Source organism: Pantoea sp. WMus005 (assembly GCF_013415305.1).
Classification (GTDB): domain Bacteria; phylum Pseudomonadota; class Gammaproteobacteria; order Enterobacterales; family Enterobacteriaceae; genus Pantoea; species Pantoea rara.
This window is the reverse complement of record NZ_JACBXU010000001.1, coordinates 1,240,525-1,259,919: the sequence shown is the minus strand read 5'-3', so window position 1 is coordinate 1,259,919 and position 19,395 is coordinate 1,240,525. Positions and strand designations below refer to the sequence as shown.

Here is a 19,395-nt window from a genome sequence, read left to right as displayed (position 1 = left end):
GCCAGGTGGGCTGGCGCGTCTCTTCAGCCAGGATGCTGGACTGATATTCAGCGTAATGCGGCGGGAAGAAAGGAGTGAGACCGCTTCCACGCGGCATACAGAGAGTAATCATAGACTAAGATGTTGCAATCGCAGGGCTGCAGGGCGTCTGGCGGCATAAATTTGCGTTAATTGCCGTGAATCGGACTCTGCCTGGGGACAGGAGACGGTGCAGGCGCAGAAAACCCTGCCGGATGGTGCGGATTCGCTATAAGCTTAAACGCGATCGCGCTCGATGACCTGCGGCGCTGAATACTTCATAAGGATGTTACGTGACGAAACGAATTCTGTTAGCCGCGCTGTTGTTGCTGCTCGGCGCCTGTTCCAGCCAGGTCGGGCACCGGCTGGACAGCAGTAATCTGCAGCACATTCATGCCGGTCAGACCACCAAAGCTCAGTTGATTGCGCTGTTTGGTCAGCCTGACAGTGAAACGCCTTACCCGGACGGGCAGCGGCTGCTGAAGTGGACCTACAGCGAGGCGCGCACCCTGAACACCACCGAGGGGCAGACGCTGACCGTGCAGATGAAAAATGACAAAGTGCTGAACTATGCGCTCAGCAAGAGTTAGTGCTTAGCAACCTTTACTCCGGCGGTGGCAGAAGCTTGCCACCGCGCGTCATTGTACGCCGTTCTGCTGCGCATCCCGGCTGTCGGGCCGCGGCTGAGCCAGCCGGGCAAAATCCGATCCTGCCGGGTGCTGGTAAATCTGCAGTTCAAAGAGTCGGGCCATCGCATAGATATACTCAAAAATCGCCGCCTGGGTATTTTCATAATCAGCCCAGAAAATCGAGGAGGTGAAGCAGTAGATCTCCACCGGCAGCCCATCCGGCGACGGCTTCAGCGGCCGCACCACGATATACATCTCTTTCATAATGTCATCGCGCTGGGCCAGCCAGCCAGTCAGGTATTTACGGAACACCATCAGATTGGTGATGCCGTTTTCCATAAACCAGCGGTCGCCAACGGCATTGATATCGCGTCCATCCAGTAGCTCAGTGATCGTTTCGCCTGCGAGACGGATCTGGCTCATCGACTGCAGCATCTCCTGATTCACAAAGGTGATCGACTTCTGATCAAGATAAAAGCTGCGCATGATGCGGCGCGCGCCCGACGAGAACATCGCCTGCCAGTTGGTGTAGGTCTCGGTCAGGAAGTTCTTGGTCGGAATACGCGAAATGGTGTTATCCCAGTTGCGGATGGTGATGGTATGCAGCGCAATGTCGATCACTTCGCCGCTGATATTTCTGTCCGGCATCTCAATCCAGTCGCCCAGTTGCAGGACATCGTTGGAGGAGAGCTGAATGTTCGCCACCAGCGACAGCAGTGTATGCTGGAAAATCAGCATCAGCACTGCGGCAACCGCACCCAGCGAGGAGATAATAATTGCCGGTGATTTGTTGGACATTATCGCCAGAATCATGATCGCGGCGATGATATGCACCAGGATTTTGCCAATCTGGATATAGCCCTTGATCGAATGATTCTTGCGCTTGGATTTGCGCGTATAGGAGTTGTTAACAATCTCCAGCACTTCGTTGAAGAAGATCGACAGATAGACAAAAAACAGGATGCCGCAAATGGTCTGAATCGCGACTTTCAGATTTTCAGGCAGGCCCGGCATGAATTGCAGGAAATTGTAGACCACAATCACCGGCACAAAATTTGACAGCTTTTGAGAGAGGCGAATGTCCTTATCCAGTGGCACACCCTTTTTATGCCCGCTGAAAAAGACCCGCCTGATGACTTTGACGATGAAAAATTTGCAGATCAGGTGAGTGACCATCCCGGCCACGATCAGCAGCAGCAGGCTGAAGCTGATCGATAGCACCCTGTTCCCCTCAATAAAACTCATCAGACTCTGAATGTAATGCATGTTAACCACGAGCGAAAAAGTAAGGGGCGAATTCAACCACAGCATGGGGTCGGTTGTTAAGCGCCGAATGCGTTCAGACAGAGTCGTAACTTTTTTCTGCCCTGAGCGGCGCGCTGGCTGCGCCCGGCGGGGGCGGATTGCTAACTTCTTTGCCGGTATACTCAGATAAATCCCAGGCTGGCCGATAACCACTCTAACTTCTCTGACATGAGCCTGCGGACATGCTTAAAAATCTTAAAATAACTCACGGTATTCTGGCGGTGCTTGCCGTCTTTATTACGTTACTGACCCTGACCGGATTTCTGTTCTACAACGGCGTCGCAAAAGCCGATAAAAACTTTGTGGCCGCCGAACAGCTGACACTGCAGCAGCAGCATCTGAGCGATGCGGTGAAAACCCTGATTAAAACCCGCGTTACCATCAACCGCGTGGCGATCCGTTTCCTGAAAAACCAGCAGGATCCTAAATCACTGGCGGCCATCGCCACGCTGCTGGAGCAGGCGGGACAGTCTGCGGACAAAGCCGATGCCGACTTTAAAGCGTGGCAGGCGATGCCGCGCAAAGAGGGGCAGAGCGAAGCCCAGTCGACGCAGGTGCAGAACGCCTATCAGCAGATGCATGACACCATGCTGGCCTCCATTACGTTTCTGAAGCAGGGTAACTACGCGGGCTACGGCAACCTTGAAGCGCAGGCGGCACAGGACCAGCTTGATTCGGCCTATGAAGCCTGGCGTGCGGTGAACATCCAGCTGATGAGAGATACCTCTGAACATAACCAGCGCAGCCTGACGGATGCGCTCTGGGCGCTGCTGACTATCTGCCTGATTACTGCCGTGATTGGCGTGGCGGTCTGGATGGGACTGCAGAAGCTGCTGATTAGCCCGCTGGGCCGACTGACCGGCTATATGCGTGCGATTTCGGCAGGTGATTTAACCTCCGATATTCAGCACGAAGGCCGCAATGAGATGGGCCTGCTGATTCAGGAGCTGCAGCAGATGCGCGATGCGCTGGTGGTGACCATTACCTCGGTGGATGACGCGACCCGCTCTATCTTTACCGGAGCAGCAGAAATTTCCGCTGGCAGCACCGATCTCTCCTCCCGTACCGAACAGCAGGCTGCCGCGCTGGAGCAGACCGCCGCCAGCATGGAGCAGCTCACCTCGACGGTGAAACTCAACGCAGACAATGCGCAGCAGGCGACCACCGTGTCGAAAGAGGCGTCTGCCACCGCCCTGCAGGGCGGCGAAACCGTTGCCCGCGTTATCGCCAACATGGATCAGATCAGCGAAAGCTCGAATCAGATCGCCGGTATTATCGCCATTATTGACAGCATCGCCTTCCAGACCAATATTCTGGCGCTGAACGCCGCGGTTGAAGCCGCGCGTGCCGGTGAGCAGGGGCGTGGATTTGCCGTTGTCGCGGGTGAAGTGCGTTCGCTGGCCGGACGCAGCGCCAGCGCCGCGCAGGAGATTCGCGGTCTGATTGACCGCTCAGCCGAGCGCATCAAAACCGGTGCCGGTCACGCTTCTCAGGCAGGCATTGCGATGGAGAGTATCGTGAAGTCGGTAAGCCGGGTGACACAACTGATCGAAGAGATCGCCGCCTCCTCGACCGAACAGACCCGTGGCATTGAGCAGGTCTGCATTGCGGTTTCTGAGATGGATGGCGTGACGCAGCAGAACGCCGCGCTGGTGGAGGAGTCAGCCAGTGCCGCCGCCTCACTGGAAGAGCAGGCGAGCTATCTGCGTAAAACGGTATCGGTATTCAAAACCGGCAGTCTGCACGCCGCGTTCTCCGCCGCACCGGTTGCGAAGGCGATTGCCGTGCCAAAACGTCAGCCTGCCGCCGTGACGGACAATGAGAACTGGCAGACTTTCTGATAACGGAATGTCTGACGGAGCACTGCGCACGCAGCCGTGCGACAGTTTCAGCATAAAAAAACCGCCCCCGGGGGCGGTTTTTTATTCACTCAACGCATCAGGCCGGAACGGACTGTGCCTTCTGGCTGCGTGACCAGACGCGGTGCGCCTTCATCGCCTGAGTAAACTCAGACATCAGTGCGCGCTCTGCCGAGTCGCCCTGCACAATGCCTTCTTCCTGATCGGCCTCTTCCAGACCGAACTGCGCTTTAAAGCGACGCGCATCGCCCACCAGACCAATCACCTTGAGGTGCTTGTAGGCTTCCAGCAGGAAGTAACGGGCATCGCCGCTTAACAGCAGGGCATCGATATTGCCATTCGGTACCATCACCGCATCAAAGGTCAGCGAAGGCAGACCGGCAAAGGTCGCGTCGACCGGCAGCACCGAACCATCGTCGGCACGCACCTGGCCCATATGCGGCGCCAGCAGTTTGGCGTGCACGCCTTCCGCTTTCAGATCCTGCAGAATCGCCAGCACATCCGCCGCTTTCACACCATCGCTCAGCAGCAGCGCGACCTGACGGCCTTTGATCTCACCATCCGGAATGGCATAGAGGCTCAGACTGTCATCTTTCGTCAGGCCGTTCACCGCTGCAGGTGGCTGGATGTTGAGCTGTTCATCGGTCAGCGCGATGCCCAGATTATCCGCCACGCCTTGCGCCAGCTTAATATCGATGCGTGCGAGATGATCCACCACGCGCTCACGAATATAGGCGCGACCCACTTTACTCAGTTCAAACGAGTAGGCACCAATGATGTGCTGCTGCTCAACCTCAGTCTGACTGTTCCAGAACAGGCGCGGCTGGGAATAATATTCACCAAATGACGGGCTGCGCTCGCGTACTTTGTGGCCCTCAACCCGCTCCTGATAGCTCTCGAAGCCACCGCCTTTGGCAGCCGGTGGGGTTTCGCGTGGCCAGTTGTCGTTGATGGAGTTTGGCTCGTAGTTCGCCGGATTGGTGTCGATATCCTGACGATGCATGCCCTGACGCTGGAAGTTATGGTACGGGCAGGTCGGACGGTTAATCGGGATCTCATGGAAGTTCGGTCCGCCCAGACGACTGATCTGCGTGTCGGTATAGGAGAACAGACGGCCCTGCAGCAGTGGATCGTTGGAGAAATCCAGGCCCGGCACGATATGGCCGGGGTGGAATGCCACCTGCTCGGTTTCAGCAAAGAAGTTATCCGGGTTACGGTTCAGCACCATCTTGCCGACAATCTCTACCGGCACCAGCGCTTCCGGGATCAGCTTGGTGGCATCCAGAATATCGAAGTCGAATTTGAACTCATCCTCTTCCGGGATCAGCTGCAGACCCAGTTCATATTCCGGGAAATCACCGGCTTCAATCGCTTCCCACAGATCGCGGCGGTGGAAATCGGGATCGCGACCAGTCAGTTTCTGCGATTCATCCCACAACAGCGAGGCTTTACCGGCCACCGGCTTCCAGTGGAAACGGACAAAGGTCGCTTTGCCTTCGGCGTTGATCAGGCGGAAGGTGTGAATGCCGAAGCCTTCCATGGTGCGATAGCTGCGCGGAATACCGCGATCAGACATCGCCCAGATGACGTTGTGCATGGTTTCCGGCTGCAGTGAGACGTAATCCCAGAAGGTGTCATGGGCACTCTGACCCTGCGGGATTTCGTTGTGCGGCTCAGGTTTAACGGCATGCACAAAGTCAGGGAATTTATGCGCATCCTGAATAAAGAACACCGGCGTGTTGTTGCCGACCAGGTCAAAGACACCCTCTTCGGTGTAGAACTTGGCGGCGAAACCGCGGATATCACGCACGGTATCCGCAGAGCCAGCGCCACCCTGAACCGTGGAGAAACGTACGAATACCGGCGTGGTCTGCGCCGGGTCGCTGAGGAACTGCGCTTTGGTCAGATCTGTCAGTGAACGGTAAGGCTGAAAATAGCCGTGTGCGGCAGAGCCTCGGGCGTGAACGATACGCTCCGGGATACGTTCATGGTCAAAATGCGTGATTTTCTCACGCAGGATAAAGTCTTCCAGCAGCGTCGGACCTCGCGAACCCGCGAGCAGTGAGCTTTGATCATTGGCGATGCGCGTGCCCTGATTCGTGGTGAGCGCCTGATGAGTGCCGTTTTTACGGCTGGCTTCAAGCTGGTCAAGTTTGGCGCTGTGTGTCTGGGGCGCTTTCAGGCTGCCCGGGGCAGTGGGCTGTTTGCCTGGCGGAGTCGGTTCGGCTGGGGGCTGATGTGAACCATCTTTTGGTGCCAGCGATCCCAGACCCGGTTCTGATGATTCCGGACCGGTGGTGGGGGCGCGTTCGCTCAGGGGTTTCTTCTCTGTTTCTTTCGACATTAATTCGTGCTCCAGCTGTTATTTTACTTTCGACGACACTAAATATAGAACAACCTGAACAATGCTGAGGGTAAACCAGCCATTTAACTGCGGTGACTGCGTCTTTTTCATCCGGCAGAAAATCGGGCTTACTTCTGAATGCTCCCTGTCGCTTCGCTTATCCATGCCCTGTACCGTCTGGCTTAGCGGCTTATCCGTCCGCGTCTGCTTTGCGGGCAACCCGCTTTAATACACCGTCCGACTCGTCATCCGCCGGGCAGTGTCATGTTGTGGTGAGTGAGACAATCAATAAATAAAATTAATAGGCAGAGAGCCTATTCGGGGTTGAGTTATATTATGTTATATCATAACATTTCATTTTGTAACCTTGACTGAGGATCAGGCGTTGAGAAATCATGCAGGTAAATGGATGGGGCTACTGGGTGCGCTGTTAATCAGCCAGCAGGGGCTGGCACACGGCACGCATGCTCATGGAAAACCGTTGTCAGCGACGGAGCAGAAGGCGGCTGAAGGCGTCTTTGCTGACAGCGACGTAAAAGATCGGCCGCTCTCTGACTGGGATGGGCTGTGGCAATCGGTCTATCCGTTATTGCAAAGCGGCGAGCTGGATCCGGTCTGGCAGAAGAAAGCGCAACAGGATCACCGTAAAACGGCAGAGGACGTCAAAGCTTATTATCGTAAAGGCTACGCCACCGACGTCGATACCATCGGTATCGAAAATGGGGTGATGGAGTTCCATGTCGGCGATCGGGTCAGTGCCTGCCACTATCGTTACGCGGGCCATAAAATCCTGACCTACAGTTCCGGCAAAAAAGGGGTGCGCTATCTGTTTGAATGTCAGGACGCCAGCAGTAACGCCCCGAAATATGTGCAGTTCAGCGATCACACTATCGGGCCGCGCAAGTCTGCCCATTTCCACATTTTTATGGGCAACCAGTCTCAGCAGGCACTGCTGGCTGAAATGGATAACTGGCCAACTTATTATCCCTACCAGATGACAAACTCACAGGTTGTGGAAGAGATGCTGCACCACTAAGAAAAGGACTGCAATCGGATGACCCGCTGGCCACGGCGGGTTTTACCATGTGATCTGTCACCGCCCTCATCCCACCCAAACAGGACGGCGTGAGGCGGGGATGCCGCGCACCACCCGCTGATAGGACTCCTCAACCAGTTGCTGAATCAGGCCGGGCGAGAGGCCATCGCCGGGATACACCGTGATCCAGTGGCGCTTGTTCATATGATAACCGGCGGTGATCGAGGGATAGATTACCCGGTGCAGCTCCGCCTGCTGCGGCTCGCATTTCAGGGTGATAATCGGCACACCCCGCAATTCAGTCAGCAGTAAAAACACCTTTCCACACACTTTATAAACCTGATGTTCCGGCCCGAATGGATAGCTTGATTCGGCGGCGGGCAGCCGTTCAGCCGCGTCGATAGCGATGCGCTGAATCTCGTGACCCTGCATAGTCATTCTCCCTGTCATTATTAAGCCTGATCTCTGTGGCCCGCGACTGGCTGGTCACCCGAGGCCTGTTACACTTCGGGTAAGCATAAATCAGGAGCAGACATGAAATTAGGCTTTGCATGTAAGTATCTCAATAGCGACGGTAAACAGTTTTTCCCGTTTCGCGCAACCACCCGCAAACGATTTCTGAGTTTACCGCACGCTGAACGTCATCAGCTGGTCCATGAGATCACCGTTACCAACCTTAATCATCTCTACCTGACGCTTGAGCATCTGGCCACATTACCGGAGCCACTCAGGATGATGCGCATCGGCAGCGATCTGCTGCCACTCTACACGGTACCCGAAGCAGCGCCGCTGTTTGCGGCGTTCCTGCCTGCGCTCTATCCGCTGTTTGCCCGCTGTGGCGAACTGGCGCGGGCGCATCAGATCCGGCTCTCCTTCCATCCGGGGCAATATACGGTGCTGGCCTCCGATAATCCTGATGTGGTAGCGCGCGCGATCGAGGATGTGGAGTATCACACACTCTGCGCTTGTCTGATGGGCTACGGCAAGACCTTCCAGGATTTCAAAATCAACATTCATATGAACGGCAGGGCGGGATTCGACGGCTTTAAACGATCATTTAATCAGCTCAGCCCGGAAGCGCGACTGATGCTGACAGTAGAGAATGATGAGATCTCCTGCTCGCTGGATGATGTGCTGCAGGCGGCACCGCTCTGTCCGGTTGTGCTGGATATTCACCATCACTGGGTCAAAGAGAGTGAGTTTATTCAGCCGGATGACGGACGTGTTGCCAGCGTTATCGACTCATGGCGCGGCGTGCGGCCGGTGTTGCACTATTCGATTTCGCAGGAGGGCATTATTCCGCAGGAGGGCTGGCCCGATCAGCAGCAGCTGGGCGTGAGCAAAAGCAAACTGCGGGCGCATTCCGACTACTTCTTTAATCCGACGCTGAATGCGTGGGCGCTGTCGTTCCAGAATTTCGACATCATGTGCGAAGTGAAAATGAAAAATCTGGCGAGGGATCCGCTCTATCAATGGGGGATAACGCAGAAGCTGATAAGTCATCCCCTGGCCGAAGAGACCAGGGAATCGGCGAACGTTAAATAATCGCCACGCCGCCCGTGACGGCGATGGTTGCCCCTGAAATGTAGCTGGCTTCATCACTGGCCAGCATTACGTAGGTGGGTGCCAGCTCAGCAGGCTGACCGGCACGCTGCAGCGGCACTTCACTGCCAAAGTTCTTCACCTGTTCAACCGGCATGGTCGAAGGGATCAGCGGCGTCCAGATCGGGCCGGGTGCAACCGCATTGGCACGGATGCCTTTCTCCGCCAGCAGGGCGGCCAGGCCGCCAGAAAAGTTAATGATGGCGGCTTTGGTGGCAGAGTAGGCGAGCAGCCTGGGTTTCGGCTGGTCAGCATTGATCGAGGCGGTATTAATGATCGATCCGCCCGCCGGCATATGCTTCGTGGCCGCTTTAGTGATGTAAAACATCGCGTAAAGGTTGGTCTTCATGGTCCGGTCAAACTCGTCGTCGCTGATTTCATCCAGCGACTCGCGGGTCATCTGATACGCCGCGTTATTGACCACAATGTTAATCTCACCAAAGGCTTCGACGGCTTTATCGACCAGGGCGTTGCAGTGTGACGCCTCGGTGATGTCGCCAGGCACCAGAAGTGCGGTCGATCCGGCAGCCTCAACCAGTCGGGCGGTATCCTGCGCATCCTCATGCTCATCAAGATAAGAGATCAGCACATCGGCACCTTCCCGGGCAAAGGCAATGGCGACGGCCCGGCCAATGCCGGAATCCCCGCCGGTAATAATCGCTTTTTTACCCGCCAGACGACCTGAACCCTGATAGCTCTCTTCACCATGATCGGGCTGCGGCTGCATCGCGGCGGTGCTGCCAGGCCACGTCTGCGGCTGCTCTGCAAAAGGGGGGTGTGGACGCTGAATGGATGACATGACTTTTCCTCCGTAAAAAGGGGACAACCCTGTCAGGGCATCGGACCCTGACAGGTGAGGGATTAAGGTTTTGGTGGGGTGACGCCGTCGATCTGTTCTGACTGCGCACCGGACCCGGGACGGGCATTGCCCAGCACCGGCTCATCGCCCAGAATATCGGGCTGCTGTTTCGCGCTGAACTGACCGTGACCATCGTAAGCCGGGCCACTGCTCCAGCGACCTTCCGGCAGCGGTTTATCCAGCGAGGTATTCAGACAGTAGTAAGAATGCTCCTGCGCCTCATGTTCCTGCGGGAAGCTGTTCGGGATTGGCAGCGATGCATTCAGTCCGCCCATCTCTTCGATCACTGCCAGCCACTGCTGCTGATGCATGGTGTCACGGGCAATCAGGAAGGAGAGGAAATCCTTCATGCCTTTGTCTTCGGTCATGTTGTAGAGGCGGGTAGCCAGCACACGGCCCGTGGCTTCTGCGGTGACGTTAGCCAGCATATCGGCCGCCACGTTGCCAGATGCGTAGATATGGCTCATGTCGAAAGGCATGCCGTTGGCGTTAACCGGCATCGCCGCCAGACCGGAAGAGAGGATATGGCGTGGGTTCATGCCGCCCAGAATGGCATTGACCACCGGGTCTTTCGCTGAGGCTTCCTGGTAAGAGAGCGGAGCGCCTTCAAGGTTAAGCGCCACGGCGTAGCCCAGCATTTCGATATGGCTCAGTTCTTCGGTGGCGGTTGAGATCAGCAGATCGCGAATCCGCACATCACCCCGTGCGCCCATCGCCTGGAAAAAGTATTGCATCGCTACACGAATCTCACCTTCGACGCCGCCGATGGCCTGCTGTAACAGCATGGCAAACTCTGGATCGGGTTTATCTACACGAACCGGGAATTGAAGTTTTGATGAATGATGAAACATGGTTATTTTCCTCGTCTGTGTTTGCAGTAGATGCAGGAAAAAGCCTGGACACAGATATCGGATAAATAAAGCGAAACGAGAGCAATTAACCAGAATTTGCGGTTAAATAAGAGGAAAAAACGGTGTTTTCCGGATCTAAATCTGGCCTGGCAGAGCAGGGAATATCAGCGATAAAAAGGGGACTCGCTATTCAGTGCAGGAGAAACAAAAAAGCCCCTTAAAAGGGGCTGATTCCGGACGGGAAAAGCATCCATGCTCAATCGCGTTCCCACTTAACCATTTAGCTTTCGCTGGTGGCCGAAGCACGCTGCAGAACATGTTCCAGAGCCTGACGGTAAATATCCTGCTTAACCACGTCACGCTCGCTCTCCAGACGATTAATCAGGCCCAGCACGACGTCTTTATGTGAGACATGCGCTTTCGAACGGGCGAGTTCGGCATGAACGGCGGTGACCACCTGTTGTTCAGTAGTCAGCGCTGCGCCAGAGTTCATGAAGTAATCAGAAATCTGAGACTCTGTATTCATCGTTGTTTGCATGTCAGGCCTCATAAGAAAAGGGGGAGAATGCGTCGTTTCAGATCCGGTTGCCGGCTGACGCAAAAAAAATTGCATCTGAAGGTGGAAATCCACAACACCTTCAGATGCGGTGCAAAGCACCCTCGTTACAAGTGATTTAACATCACGGGACAAAGTTATACAGGAATTGCAAACTTGTACAACAAAATTTGACAAAATTATACTGGTCGGTGGTGTATGTTAAATGCGTGTTTAAATCGGCAAAATGGTTTTTTGCTTATTACTGTTTAAAATACAGCAAGTTGCCTCTATTTTCTGGGCCGGGAAGATTTTCAGGGGAAAAATGCGGGAAGTACCTGATGGCACCTTAACGCGTTAAAACGGTTTCTTTTGGCGGATCTTAAAAAAAGCTGTACAGGTTTTAGCGCAGTAAAAAGGCGCAGGGCAATGCGACTGCTGCAATCCTGGCCGTCTGACCTGCCACGCTGCATAATTCACTTCCCACGCCTGATGCAGAAGGCTAAGGTTGAGCCCTTATTCATCACAAGGAAATGATCATGGTTCACGACTATTTCGCGATTCCGCCTGCGGGCGTAACTCAGGAACAACATAAACGTGCAGTGGCTGTGGCGGCTGCGCTTTCAGTGGCAAAGGAGTCGGTCAGCGCCTCCACGTCGGCAACCGGCTCAAAAACCTCCTGGGACCTGCAGGCCGTGGCGAATGAAATTGGTAATCTGGCCGATGCGATTCAGGATGCGCTGGAGAGTGACAGTCAGGCTTAACGACTGAACGGCAACGTCAGGCATTTGCCGGGGCAGGTCAGGAGGATGGCAGCGTTCGGGAGCCGGTCATGTCCGGTAATCCGACGCTGCCAGAACGCGGTTATTCCACTGCAGGCGGCTCATATTTAATATATTCACGCAGGGCATCATGAATGGCCTGATTATTGCCTTCTTCCAGACCACGCCCGGCATATTCTTTCGCCAGCGCCGCCAGCACATCGTCAAACTTCCCTTTGTAATTAAGATTATTCAGCGCTATTTGCTGACCGAGTATCGCTTTTAATACCGTGGTCTCAACCCTTAACTGCGCGACTGCCTCTTCCAGATGTTTGATTCGATCGTCGTCTGTCATAATCCCTCCATGCTTAAAAAAGGCAGAATAACCAGCCCGCTCGTAATATTCAAACCTCCGCCCGCGCCAGAGAGGCGTTGTCAGATTTTCCTTAAGTCAGAATAACCAGCGGCTGAATGTATAAGGTGCGTTACTGTAAAAAAAATTGCTGATATTCCCGCAGTGCGGCGAAAGTAACCCATTTCTGCTTACTCTGACGGCAATGCGAAAAAACGGTTAAAAAAAAGTGCATTACCATCAACCCCTTCGCTTAAAAATCTTTTCTGTTACTTGATTAAAAGGGGGATTAGCCATTACTGTATTTATATACAGTAATTTGAAAAAGGAGTGATATGATGGAATTCATTAAACCTGCGGACATTCGCGCCGTTATGCCTTTACCGCTTTATATTGAACGCGTGCCGTGTGGATTTCCTTCTCCGGCGCAGGATTATGTCGAACAACGTATCGATCTTAATGCACTGATGGTTCAGCACCCCAGCGCCACCTATTTTGTCCGGGTCAGCGGCGAGTCGATGATTGAGGCGGGCATTAACGATGGCGACATGCTGGTAGTCGACAGCTCACTCACTGCCTCACACGGCGATATCGTGGTCGCCGCGGTCGACGGTGAATTCACCGTTAAGCGTCTCCAGCTTCATCCCTGCCTGCAACTGATGCCGATGAACACTAAATTTAAACCGATTGCTATCCGGACGGAAGATGCGCTGGAGGTATTTGGCGTGGTGACGTTTGTGATTAAAGCGACGCACTGATCGTGTTCGCGCTGGTCGACGTCAACAGCTTTTACGCATCATGTGAGACCGTTTTCCGGCCCGATCTCAGAGGCAAGCCGGTGGTGGTGTTGTCCAACAACGACGGCTGCGTGATTGCACGCAGTGCCGAGGCAAAGAAAGCCGGCATCAAAATGGGCGCACCCTATTTCAAAATGCGTGAAGAGCTGACGCGTCACGCGGTGCACGTCTTCAGCTCAAATTACGCCCTCTACGCCGACATGAGCCACCGGGTGATGACGATACTGGAAGAGATGGCGCCGTCGGTGGAGATCTACTCGATCGACGAGGCCTTTATGGATCTCACAGGCGTGCATAACTGTATGGCGCTGGAGACCTTTGGCCGCCAGGTCAGAGAGCGGGTACGCAAAGAGACCCATCTGACCGTCGGGGTCGGCATTGCCCAGACCAAGACGCTGGCCAAACTGGCGAATTTTGCGGCCAAAAAGTGGAGCAAAACGGGCGGCATTGTCGATCTCTCAGATCCCGGGCGGCAAAGAAAGCTGCTGCCGCTGATTGATGTGGCTGAGGTCTGGGGCGTGGGCCACCGGATCGGCAAACGGCTCAACGCCATGGGCGTCATGACGGCGAAAGATCTGGCCGATCAAAGTACAGAAGCCATTCGCAAACAGTTCAGCGTGGTAATGGAGCGCACCGTCAGAGAGTTGCGCGGCGAATCCTGCCTGGAACTGGAGTCGATGACGCCGGTAAAACAGCAAATCATGTGTTCGCGATCGTTTGGCAGCCGTATCTCAGACTACGATCAGATGCGTGAGGCCGTCTGCGCCTATGCTGAGCGCGCGGCAGAAAAACTGCGTCGTGAGAATCAATATTGTCGCCAGATAGGGGTGTTTGTGCGTACCAGCCCGCATGCGACTGACGAACCCTTTTATGGCAATCAGTCCACTGGCCAGCTGTTGATCCCGACGCAGGACACGCGCGACATTATCAGCGTCGCGATAGCGTGTCTGGATAACATCTGGATTGAAGGACACCGCTACATGAAGGCAGGCATCGTGCTGGGGGATTTTTTCAGTCAGGGCGTGGCTCAGCTTGATCTGTTTGACGAACATCAACCCCGCCGCAATAGCGAAGAGCTGATGAAGCTGATCGACACAGTCAACAAACTCGGCAGTGGGAAGCTGTGGTTTGCCGGACAGGGGATTAACAAAGCCTGGTCGATGAAGCGCGAAATGCTGTCGCCAGCCTATACCACCCGGATCACGGATCTGCCTGTGGTTGCGCTGAAGTAGACGCTGGTATTAAAAGTGTCGGGATAACTGTTTTGAGGCAGGGCCGCTTAATCAATAAGCAGGCTCAGTAAGCAGGCACTTCGCAGCCCCGCACATTCAGGACCGAGAAATTCTGCACTTTCCTTTCCCCACCTCTGATTCTGTGCCAGGCTTTCACGCTTTATTCTATAGCGTGGAAAATTAAGGCCTGTTTCGTGAAAACTTCAATCTTACTGACACTCGTAGCAGCGATTAGCTGCTCTGTTTTTGCCGCCCGTGGTGGGTTTGAAACCCAGACAGCGAAACATCCACAGACTCAGCGGGTAACGGAAAGCGGGGAGCCGCTGACGCGCTGACAGGGATTGCATTAACGCCCAAATAACAGGCTGATGAGCGCACGGTAATGGCGCTCTTCTTCCTCAGTGGATGCCGTTTCAAGGCGACGCAACAGTTTGGTGCAGATTGATTTGCGATTCACATTCCCGCCCGCATTAAGAATGTCCACCACCACCTGTCCCAGCGTCTCCTGCTGCGAAGGCAGGCTTGCCGCATTGAAATAACGGGCAATGTCGTCTGCCGTTTGTGGCAGTCTCTGGGTCGGGTACATGGGGGGATTTCCTGGGTGTGAGATAAAAACGATCGTATTGCGCGAAGTTATACAAAAGCAGTGCATCTGTACAGCAATTTCAGCCATGAGGGTAAATGCGTTTATTATCCCGGGAACCAGGTCAACGCGAGGCGGTTTAAAGTAAGACGCCGGGGACGTCCATCAGGCTGATTGGCCCCGGACAGGCGTCCGGCGCCATGAAAAATGAACAGCAACGACCTGTACATGATTAACGATAATCTTTAAGGGAAATCGGCGCCTGTCCGGTCTCTACCAGCCAGTTCAGTTCGGCGCGATCGCGGGTTGTGGGATCAATGAAACCTTTGAGCCAGTTTCGCGCGTCTGCAATCTGCTCTACCCGATCATCGCTGCGCTCATTCTCTGCCATTTCACCTAACTGCCGAATCAGTGATATCAGTGTGATTTCCTGCTCTTCAAACGCCAGATTAATGGCTGCTTCACCAAGAATCATATGACCGGTTGTTTTATCGTGATAAACCATCTCTACCCTCCTGATTAAATAGCGATATAAATAGTCTAGTTAAAGGTGCTCCGGACTAAAAGGCCGAAAACGCCGGACAGAGACGGTGCAAATTACCGAAAATATATGGAACCTTTAAGGCAGGATGTAACCCCATGATTATAAATGATAAAAAAGGGCATGTTGATTCGGCAGAAAATCACTGATTTATTATGCTGGTCAAAAAAGAGCGGGGTTGCCTGAAATTCAGATAAGCAGAACGTGTGTATCTCATATTTTTCAATACTTCTGGCACAAGATCCGACCGGGCTTAGCAATATTATTGCCACGCTATACTAGCTATTTCTGGTTTATAAAATATCGATAATAAAAGAAGGGCAGCGCCAGGCAGTGCTCTGCTTACAGGCAAAAATAAAGCCGCCCTCAGGCGGCTTTATTAATTGGCTAACAGCACATGCATTATTTGTGCGGAACTTCAGAGACGGCTTTAACGTCTGCTTTATTAATCTGTTGCTTCACGCCATTTGCGTCAGTATACGCCAGCAGGCCGGCATCCGATTCAGAAGGCTTGCCATCACTAATAATGGTGCGTCCATCGTTAGTCTGAATCGCATAACTGGTACGGGTGCAGCCGGTTAATACGGTCATACCAATCAATGCGGCGAGAGGTAAAATCAGCGCTTTTTTCATCGTTTTCACCTTATATTAGTTGTCGAGTTCACTCATATTACTGATCTCATTACGATTGATCTGCTCAGTTTTTCCTGTCTGAGCATCACGGTAAGAAACCAGACCAGTATCTGAATCAATCTGCGGTTTGCCGTCAGTCACAATGGTGCGGCCATCAGTGGTCTTAATCGACTGATTGGAGGCGCAACCTGCCAGCGTACCTAAAGAGAGGGCCAGCAACGCGATAGCTGACAGGGATTTCATTTTCATTTTTTTTTACTCCATGAAGTATATCCAGACGTTTACAGCATAGACCGCTTTATAGAGTTTGCTGACCCTGCCGCGTCTCGCTGCTTGTTTTTTAGACAAAAACAGAGTGCAGGGCGGTAATTAGCAGGCATGACGCCGGGAAACAGCATTTATTGCAAACGGGCGACGCCATTTATGCGTTTGATCGGATCACTCCCCGCATCGAAATAAGAACGAAGCCAGCGCGGGAAATAAAACCGGTGGCGATTCCTCAAAAGCCAGAATAACCGTACGGTAATACGCGACAACGACGTAATGACCCGGCGGGATGCACGGGGCCGATTCCTGGACGGTTATCGGACCCGTGGAGAAGGGGGGATCAGAGGATGGAGTCTTCGCCCGCTTTGGCGGCCGCTTTTTCTGCTTTCATGGCGCTGACCGGATCAGATGCACTCAGCCAGCGGTCAAATTTCTGGTAGGTGTCGATAAAGGTTTTAAAGTAGCTGCTGGCGATGGTGGCATTCTCTTTATGGTTCATAAACGCGACTGCCAGCTTAAATGCATCTTCATTGTCAAATTTCATGTTTGTCTTCCTCGCTTAAGAATCTATAGAGCGTAGCCTGAGAACGCGGCCTGCGCATTCAGACAACCGCCTGAAAAACCGCAATAATTCAGTTTGCCAGACAGCATCTACCAGATTGACGCGGATTCCCACTTACTTCGTGCTAAATCCTTCTTATAATGCCAGCTTCACTCGTGTAGGAGACCCGCTTATGTTGAAAGGATTAACCGTTGCCGCGGTGCTGCTGCTCTCGGGCTGTAGCCTGATGCACAAACAGCCGCCGTCGCCACAGACCCTGCATTATCGCTGCGGAACGCTGCCACTGACCGTTACGCTGGACGAGACGAAGGAACAGGTGAGCTTCATTATGGACGGCAAGCCTCTGACGCTGAAGCAGACCGTCTCCGCTTCCGGCGCACGCTACAGCGATGACAACTATGTTTTCTGGTCCAAAGGAAACGGCGCATTTATCGAACGTAACGATAAAATTGTCGTGAATGATTGTGAGCTGCAACCCGCCAGCTGACGTGTTATCTGAATAGGCGAGCATTATGAGCGACAGCGAAACGCTACACACCATTGCCCATCTGCGGCGTGAATATACCCGCGGTGGATTGCGTCGTAAGGATCTGCCGGACAATCCGATTGCGTTGTTTGAACAGTGGCTGAGTCAGGCCTGTGAGGCAAAACTGCCCGATCCTACCGCCATGACCGTGGCCACCGTGGATGAGCAGGGTCAGCCGTGGCAGCGTATCGTGCTGCTGAAACACTTTGATGCACAGGGCATGGTGTTTTATACCAACCTTGGCAGCCGTAAGGCGTTGCAGCTGGCGCACAATCCGCGCATTTGCCTGCACTTCCCATGGCACTTTCTGGAACGTCAGGTGATGGTGCTGGGCGAAGTGGAAAAACTGTCGCCACTGGAAGTGCTGAAATATTTCCACAGCCGTCCGCGCGACAGTCAGATTGGTGCATGGGTGTCGAAGCAGTCGAGCCGGATTTCGGCTCGCGGCATTCTGGAAGGGAAGTTCCTTGAGCTTAAGCAGAAGTTCCAGCAGGGCGACGTGCCGCTGCCCAGCTTCTGGGGGGGGTATCGGGTGAAATTTCACACGGTGGAGTTCTGGCAGGGAGGCGAACATCGTCTGCACGATCGTTTCATCTATCAGCGCGATCAGGATGGCTGGAAAATCGACCGTCTGGCACCCTGAATCTGCACGATTTTCCCCTATCAGCGCTGGCACAGAAGGCGTCAGCGCTTTATGCTATAGCCCTGATTTTTTTCGATTCCGCAAGTCAGCGGAAAGCTGTGTACCAGCATAGGTGCAGTCTGATCAATTTGGAGTCAGTAATGACCAGCAGTAACCTGATACAACAATTGCAGGAGAGGGGCCTTATCGCCCAGGTGACGGATGAAGACGCGTTAACAGAGAAACTGGCGCAGGGGCCAATTTCGCTCTATTGCGGCTTCGACCCCACTGCTGACAGCTTGCATTTGGGCCATCTGGTACCGCTGCTCTGCCTGAAGCGTTTTCAGGATGCCGGCCACAAGCCGGTGGCACTGGTCGGCGGCGCCACCGGCCTGATTGGCGACCCGAGCTTTAAAGCCGCAGAGCGTAAACTTAATACCAGCGAAACCGTCAATGAATGGGTTGAAAAGATCCGCCAGCAAGTGGCGCCATTCCTCGACTTCGATTGCGGCAGCAACAGCGCCATCGCCGCCAACAACTACGACTGGTTTGGTGGCATGAACGTGCTGACTTTCCTGCGTGATATCGGCAAGCACTTCTCTGTTAATCAGATGATTAATAAAGAAGCGGTGAAGCAGCGTCTGAACCGTGACGATCAGGGCATCTCCTTTACCGAGTTCTCCTACAATCTGCTGCAGGGTTATGACTTCGCCTGCCTGAACGAATTGCACGGCGTGTCGCTACAGATTGGCGGCTCCGATCAGTGGGGTAACATCACTTCTGGGATCGATCTGACCCGTCGTCTGCATCAGAACCAGGTCTTTGGCCTGACCGTTCCATTGATCACTAAGTCTGACGGCACCAAGTTCGGTAAAACCGAAGGCGGCGCAGTCTGGCTGGATGCGAAGAAAACCAGTCCGTATAAATTCTATCAGTTCTGGATTAACACTGCGGATGCTGACGTCTATCGCTTCCTGAAGTTCTTCACCTTCCTGAGCATTGAAGAGATCAACGCGCTGGAAGAAGAGGACAAAAACAGCGGCACCGCACCACGCGCGCAGTATGTGCTGGCTGAGCAGGTTACGCGTCTGGTGCATGGCGAAGCGGGTCTGTCAGCGGCGAAACGCATCACCGCCAGCCTCTTCTCCGGCTCTGTGAGCGAGATGACCGAAGCTGACTTTGAGCAGCTGGCGCAGGATGGTATGCCAACCATCGTACTGGGCGCTGACGATGATCTGCAACAGGCGCTGGTAAAAGCCGGGCTGGTACCGTCACGCGGCCAGGCACGTACCATGATCGGCTCCAATGCCGTCTCGCTGAACGGTGAAAAGCAGTCTGATGCGGAATACCGCTTCAGCGACAGCGATAAACTGTTTAACCGCTATACGCTGCTGCGTCGCGGCAAGAAACATTACTGCCTGATTAACTGGCAGTAAGATTTCAGGGCCGGTCTCCGGCCCTTTTTTTATGGCAAGGCAGGA

General features: G+C 54.0%; 22 protein-coding genes. 10 read left to right on the top strand and 12 right to left on the bottom strand.

Annotated features, from left to right (window positions below):
• The first annotated feature begins 311 nt into the window (after window positions 1-311).
• Window positions 312-608, top strand: a complete 297-nt coding sequence (locus tag HZZ01_RS05640) for a hypothetical protein (RefSeq protein WP_314983795.1) — start codon at window positions 312-314, stop codon at window positions 606-608.
• A gap of 48 nt (window positions 609-656) precedes the next feature.
• On the opposite strand, the gene HZZ01_RS05635 is transcribed toward HZZ01_RS05640, so the two are convergent.
• Window positions 657-1,913, bottom strand: coding sequence for a mechanosensitive ion channel family protein (locus tag HZZ01_RS05635; protein WP_179895859.1), 1,257 nt, complete (start codon window positions 1,911-1,913; stop codon window positions 657-659).
• A gap of 221 nt (window positions 1,914-2,134) precedes the next feature.
• On the opposite strand from HZZ01_RS05635, the gene HZZ01_RS05630 reads away from it, so the two are divergent.
• Window positions 2,135-3,793 carry a methyl-accepting chemotaxis protein gene (locus tag HZZ01_RS05630; protein ID WP_179895858.1) on the top strand — a complete coding sequence of 553 codons (1,659 nt, stop codon included), beginning with the start codon at window positions 2,135-2,137 and terminating at the stop codon, window positions 3,791-3,793.
• A gap of 97 nt (window positions 3,794-3,890) precedes the next feature.
• Here the strand turns inward: HZZ01_RS05630 and katE are convergent, their stop codons facing one another.
• Window positions 3,891-6,155 (bottom strand): catalase HPII, encoded by a 2,265-nt coding sequence (katE, locus tag HZZ01_RS05625; protein WP_179895857.1) that lies wholly within the window; start codon window positions 6,153-6,155, stop codon window positions 3,891-3,893.
• A gap of 385 nt (window positions 6,156-6,540) precedes the next feature.
• Here katE and zinT point away from each other — a divergent pair, with 385 nt between their 5' ends.
• Entirely contained in the window at window positions 6,541-7,191 is a 651-nt protein-coding gene (gene zinT / locus HZZ01_RS05620) for a metal-binding protein ZinT (protein ID WP_370463413.1), read from the top strand.
• Between the two features lie 66 nt (window positions 7,192-7,257).
• On the opposite strand, the gene HZZ01_RS05615 is transcribed toward zinT, so the two are convergent.
• Window positions 7,258-7,623, bottom strand: a complete 366-nt coding sequence (locus tag HZZ01_RS05615; protein ID WP_179895856.1) for an MmcQ/YjbR family DNA-binding protein — start codon at window positions 7,621-7,623, stop codon at window positions 7,258-7,260.
• 102 nt (window positions 7,624-7,725) lie between these two features.
• Between HZZ01_RS05615 and HZZ01_RS05610 the strand changes: the two genes are divergently transcribed.
• Window positions 7,726-8,736, top strand: a complete 1,011-nt coding sequence (locus tag HZZ01_RS05610; RefSeq protein ID WP_179895855.1) for a UV damage endonuclease UvsE — start codon at window positions 7,726-7,728, stop codon at window positions 8,734-8,736.
• Here HZZ01_RS05610 and HZZ01_RS05605 read toward each other — a convergent pair.
• The 3 genes from HZZ01_RS05605 to HZZ01_RS05595 all read right to left on the bottom strand — a co-directional run bounded on the left by HZZ01_RS05605 (window position 8,729) and on the right by HZZ01_RS05595 (window position 11,041).
• On the bottom strand, window positions 8,729-9,592 hold the full coding sequence (locus tag HZZ01_RS05605) for a glucose 1-dehydrogenase (RefSeq protein ID WP_179895854.1): 864 nt from the start codon (window positions 9,590-9,592) through the stop codon (window positions 8,729-8,731). The genes HZZ01_RS05610 and HZZ01_RS05605 overlap by 8 nt on opposite strands.
• A 62-nt stretch (window positions 9,593-9,654) precedes the next feature.
• Entirely contained in the window at window positions 9,655-10,503 is an 849-nt protein-coding gene (locus HZZ01_RS05600; protein ID WP_179895853.1) for a manganese catalase family protein, read from the bottom strand.
• A 280-nt stretch (window positions 10,504-10,783) separates the two neighbouring features.
• Window positions 10,784-11,041, bottom strand: coding sequence for a biofilm development regulator YmgB/AriR family protein (locus HZZ01_RS05595; protein ID WP_179895852.1), 258 nt, complete (start codon window positions 11,039-11,041; stop codon window positions 10,784-10,786).
• Between the two features lie 536 nt (window positions 11,042-11,577).
• Here HZZ01_RS05595 and HZZ01_RS05590 point away from each other — a divergent pair.
• A complete protein-coding gene (locus HZZ01_RS05590; RefSeq protein WP_179895851.1) occupies window positions 11,578-11,802 on the top strand; it encodes a hypothetical protein in 225 nt (74 codons plus the stop codon).
• 100 nt (window positions 11,803-11,902) lie between these two features.
• Here the strand turns inward: HZZ01_RS05590 and HZZ01_RS05585 are convergent, their stop codons facing one another.
• Entirely contained in the window at window positions 11,903-12,154 is a 252-nt protein-coding gene (locus HZZ01_RS05585) for a hypothetical protein (RefSeq protein ID WP_179895850.1), read from the bottom strand.
• Window positions 12,155-12,489: 335 nt separating this feature from the next.
• Here HZZ01_RS05585 and umuD point away from each other — a divergent pair, with 335 nt between their 5' ends.
• Both umuD and umuC read left to right on the top strand, forming a co-directional pair.
• Entirely contained in the window at window positions 12,490-12,909 is a 420-nt protein-coding gene (gene umuD / locus HZZ01_RS05580) for a translesion error-prone DNA polymerase V autoproteolytic subunit (protein WP_179897059.1), read from the top strand.
• A gap of 2 nt (window positions 12,910-12,911) precedes the next feature.
• The gene (gene umuC / locus HZZ01_RS05575) at window positions 12,912-14,180 is read left to right on the top strand and encodes a translesion error-prone DNA polymerase V subunit UmuC (protein WP_179895849.1); all 1,269 of its coding nucleotides are present in this window, start codon (window positions 12,912-12,914) and stop codon (window positions 14,178-14,180) included.
• 346 nt (window positions 14,181-14,526) lie between these two features.
• Here the strand turns inward: umuC and ycgZ are convergent, their stop codons facing one another.
• The 5 genes from ycgZ to HZZ01_RS05550 all read right to left on the bottom strand — a co-directional run bounded on the left by ycgZ (window position 14,527) and on the right by HZZ01_RS05550 (window position 16,748).
• Window positions 14,527-14,766 (bottom strand): regulatory protein YcgZ, encoded by a 240-nt coding sequence (gene ycgZ / locus HZZ01_RS05570; protein WP_179895848.1) that lies wholly within the window; start codon window positions 14,764-14,766, stop codon window positions 14,527-14,529.
• Between the two features lie 229 nt (window positions 14,767-14,995).
• Window positions 14,996-15,268 (bottom strand): hypothetical protein, encoded by a 273-nt coding sequence (locus HZZ01_RS05565; RefSeq protein ID WP_179895847.1) that lies wholly within the window; start codon window positions 15,266-15,268, stop codon window positions 14,996-14,998.
• 438 nt (window positions 15,269-15,706) lie between these two features.
• On the bottom strand, window positions 15,707-15,937 hold the full coding sequence (locus HZZ01_RS05560; protein ID WP_003848985.1) for a YgdI/YgdR family lipoprotein: 231 nt from the start codon (window positions 15,935-15,937) through the stop codon (window positions 15,707-15,709).
• Between the two features lie 15 nt (window positions 15,938-15,952).
• Window positions 15,953-16,186 (bottom strand): YgdI/YgdR family lipoprotein, encoded by a 234-nt coding sequence (locus tag HZZ01_RS05555; protein ID WP_010245442.1) that lies wholly within the window; start codon window positions 16,184-16,186, stop codon window positions 15,953-15,955.
• Between the two features lie 358 nt (window positions 16,187-16,544).
• Window positions 16,545-16,748, bottom strand: a complete 204-nt coding sequence (locus tag HZZ01_RS05550; protein WP_003848989.1) for a hypothetical protein — start codon at window positions 16,746-16,748, stop codon at window positions 16,545-16,547.
• 190 nt (window positions 16,749-16,938) lie between these two features.
• Between HZZ01_RS05550 and HZZ01_RS05545 the strand changes: the two genes are divergently transcribed.
• From HZZ01_RS05545 to tyrS, 3 genes are all read left to right on the top strand, one after another.
• Window positions 16,939-17,253, top strand: coding sequence for an MliC family protein (locus HZZ01_RS05545; protein WP_179895846.1), 315 nt, complete (start codon window positions 16,939-16,941; stop codon window positions 17,251-17,253).
• 25 nt (window positions 17,254-17,278) lie between these two features.
• The gene (gene pdxH, locus HZZ01_RS05540) at window positions 17,279-17,935 is read left to right on the top strand and encodes a pyridoxamine 5'-phosphate oxidase (RefSeq protein WP_179895845.1); all 657 of its coding nucleotides are present in this window, start codon (window positions 17,279-17,281) and stop codon (window positions 17,933-17,935) included.
• 140 nt (window positions 17,936-18,075) lie between these two features.
• A complete protein-coding gene (tyrS, locus tag HZZ01_RS05535; RefSeq protein ID WP_179895844.1) occupies window positions 18,076-19,350 on the top strand; it encodes a tyrosine--tRNA ligase in 1,275 nt (424 codons plus the stop codon).
• The last annotated feature ends 45 nt before the right edge of the window (window positions 19,351-19,395 follow it).

What these genes read in the sequence shown, in the direction of transcription:
- HZZ01_RS05635 (WP_179895859.1), bottom strand. Translation starts at nt 1,913, where the DNA reads ATGCATTACATTCAGAGTCTGATGAGTTTTATTGAGGGGAACAGGGTG.
- HZZ01_RS05630 (WP_179895858.1), top strand. Translation starts at nt 2,135, where the DNA reads ATGCTTAAAAATCTTAAAATAACTCACGGTATTCTGGCGGTGCTTGCC.
- katE (WP_179895857.1), bottom strand. Translation starts at nt 6,155, where the DNA reads ATGTCGAAAGAAACAGAGAAGAAACCCCTGAGCGAACGCGCCCCCACC.
- HZZ01_RS05615 (WP_179895856.1), bottom strand. Translation starts at nt 7,623, where the DNA reads ATGCAGGGTCACGAGATTCAGCGCATCGCTATCGACGCGGCTGAACGG.
- HZZ01_RS05610 (WP_179895855.1), top strand. Translation starts at nt 7,726, where the DNA reads ATGAAATTAGGCTTTGCATGTAAGTATCTCAATAGCGACGGTAAACAG.
- HZZ01_RS05605 (WP_179895854.1), bottom strand. Translation starts at nt 9,592, where the DNA reads ATGTCATCCATTCAGCGTCCACACCCCCCTTTTGCAGAGCAGCCGCAG.
- HZZ01_RS05600 (WP_179895853.1), bottom strand. Translation starts at nt 10,503, where the DNA reads ATGTTTCATCATTCATCAAAACTTCAATTCCCGGTTCGTGTAGATAAA.
- HZZ01_RS05595 (WP_179895852.1), bottom strand. Translation starts at nt 11,041, where the DNA reads ATGCAAACAACGATGAATACAGAGTCTCAGATTTCTGATTACTTCATG.
- HZZ01_RS05590 (WP_179895851.1), top strand. Translation starts at nt 11,578, where the DNA reads ATGGTTCACGACTATTTCGCGATTCCGCCTGCGGGCGTAACTCAGGAA.
- HZZ01_RS05585 (WP_179895850.1), bottom strand. Translation starts at nt 12,154, where the DNA reads ATGACAGACGACGATCGAATCAAACATCTGGAAGAGGCAGTCGCGCAG.
- umuD (WP_179897059.1), top strand. Translation starts at nt 12,490, where the DNA reads ATGGAATTCATTAAACCTGCGGACATTCGCGCCGTTATGCCTTTACCG.
- ycgZ (WP_179895848.1), bottom strand. Translation starts at nt 14,766, where the DNA reads ATGTACCCGACCCAGAGACTGCCACAAACGGCAGACGACATTGCCCGT.
- HZZ01_RS05565 (WP_179895847.1), bottom strand. Translation starts at nt 15,268, where the DNA reads ATGGTTTATCACGATAAAACAACCGGTCATATGATTCTTGGTGAAGCA.
- HZZ01_RS05560 (WP_003848985.1), bottom strand. Translation starts at nt 15,937, where the DNA reads ATGAAAAAAGCGCTGATTTTACCTCTCGCCGCATTGATTGGTATGACC.
- HZZ01_RS05555 (WP_010245442.1), bottom strand. Translation starts at nt 16,186, where the DNA reads ATGAAAATGAAATCCCTGTCAGCTATCGCGTTGCTGGCCCTCTCTTTA.
- HZZ01_RS05550 (WP_003848989.1), bottom strand. Translation starts at nt 16,748, where the DNA reads ATGAAATTTGACAATGAAGATGCATTTAAGCTGGCAGTCGCGTTTATG.
- HZZ01_RS05545 (WP_179895846.1), top strand. Translation starts at nt 16,939, where the DNA reads ATGTTGAAAGGATTAACCGTTGCCGCGGTGCTGCTGCTCTCGGGCTGT.
- pdxH (WP_179895845.1), top strand. Translation starts at nt 17,279, where the DNA reads ATGAGCGACAGCGAAACGCTACACACCATTGCCCATCTGCGGCGTGAA.
- tyrS (WP_179895844.1), top strand. Translation starts at nt 18,076, where the DNA reads ATGACCAGCAGTAACCTGATACAACAATTGCAGGAGAGGGGCCTTATC.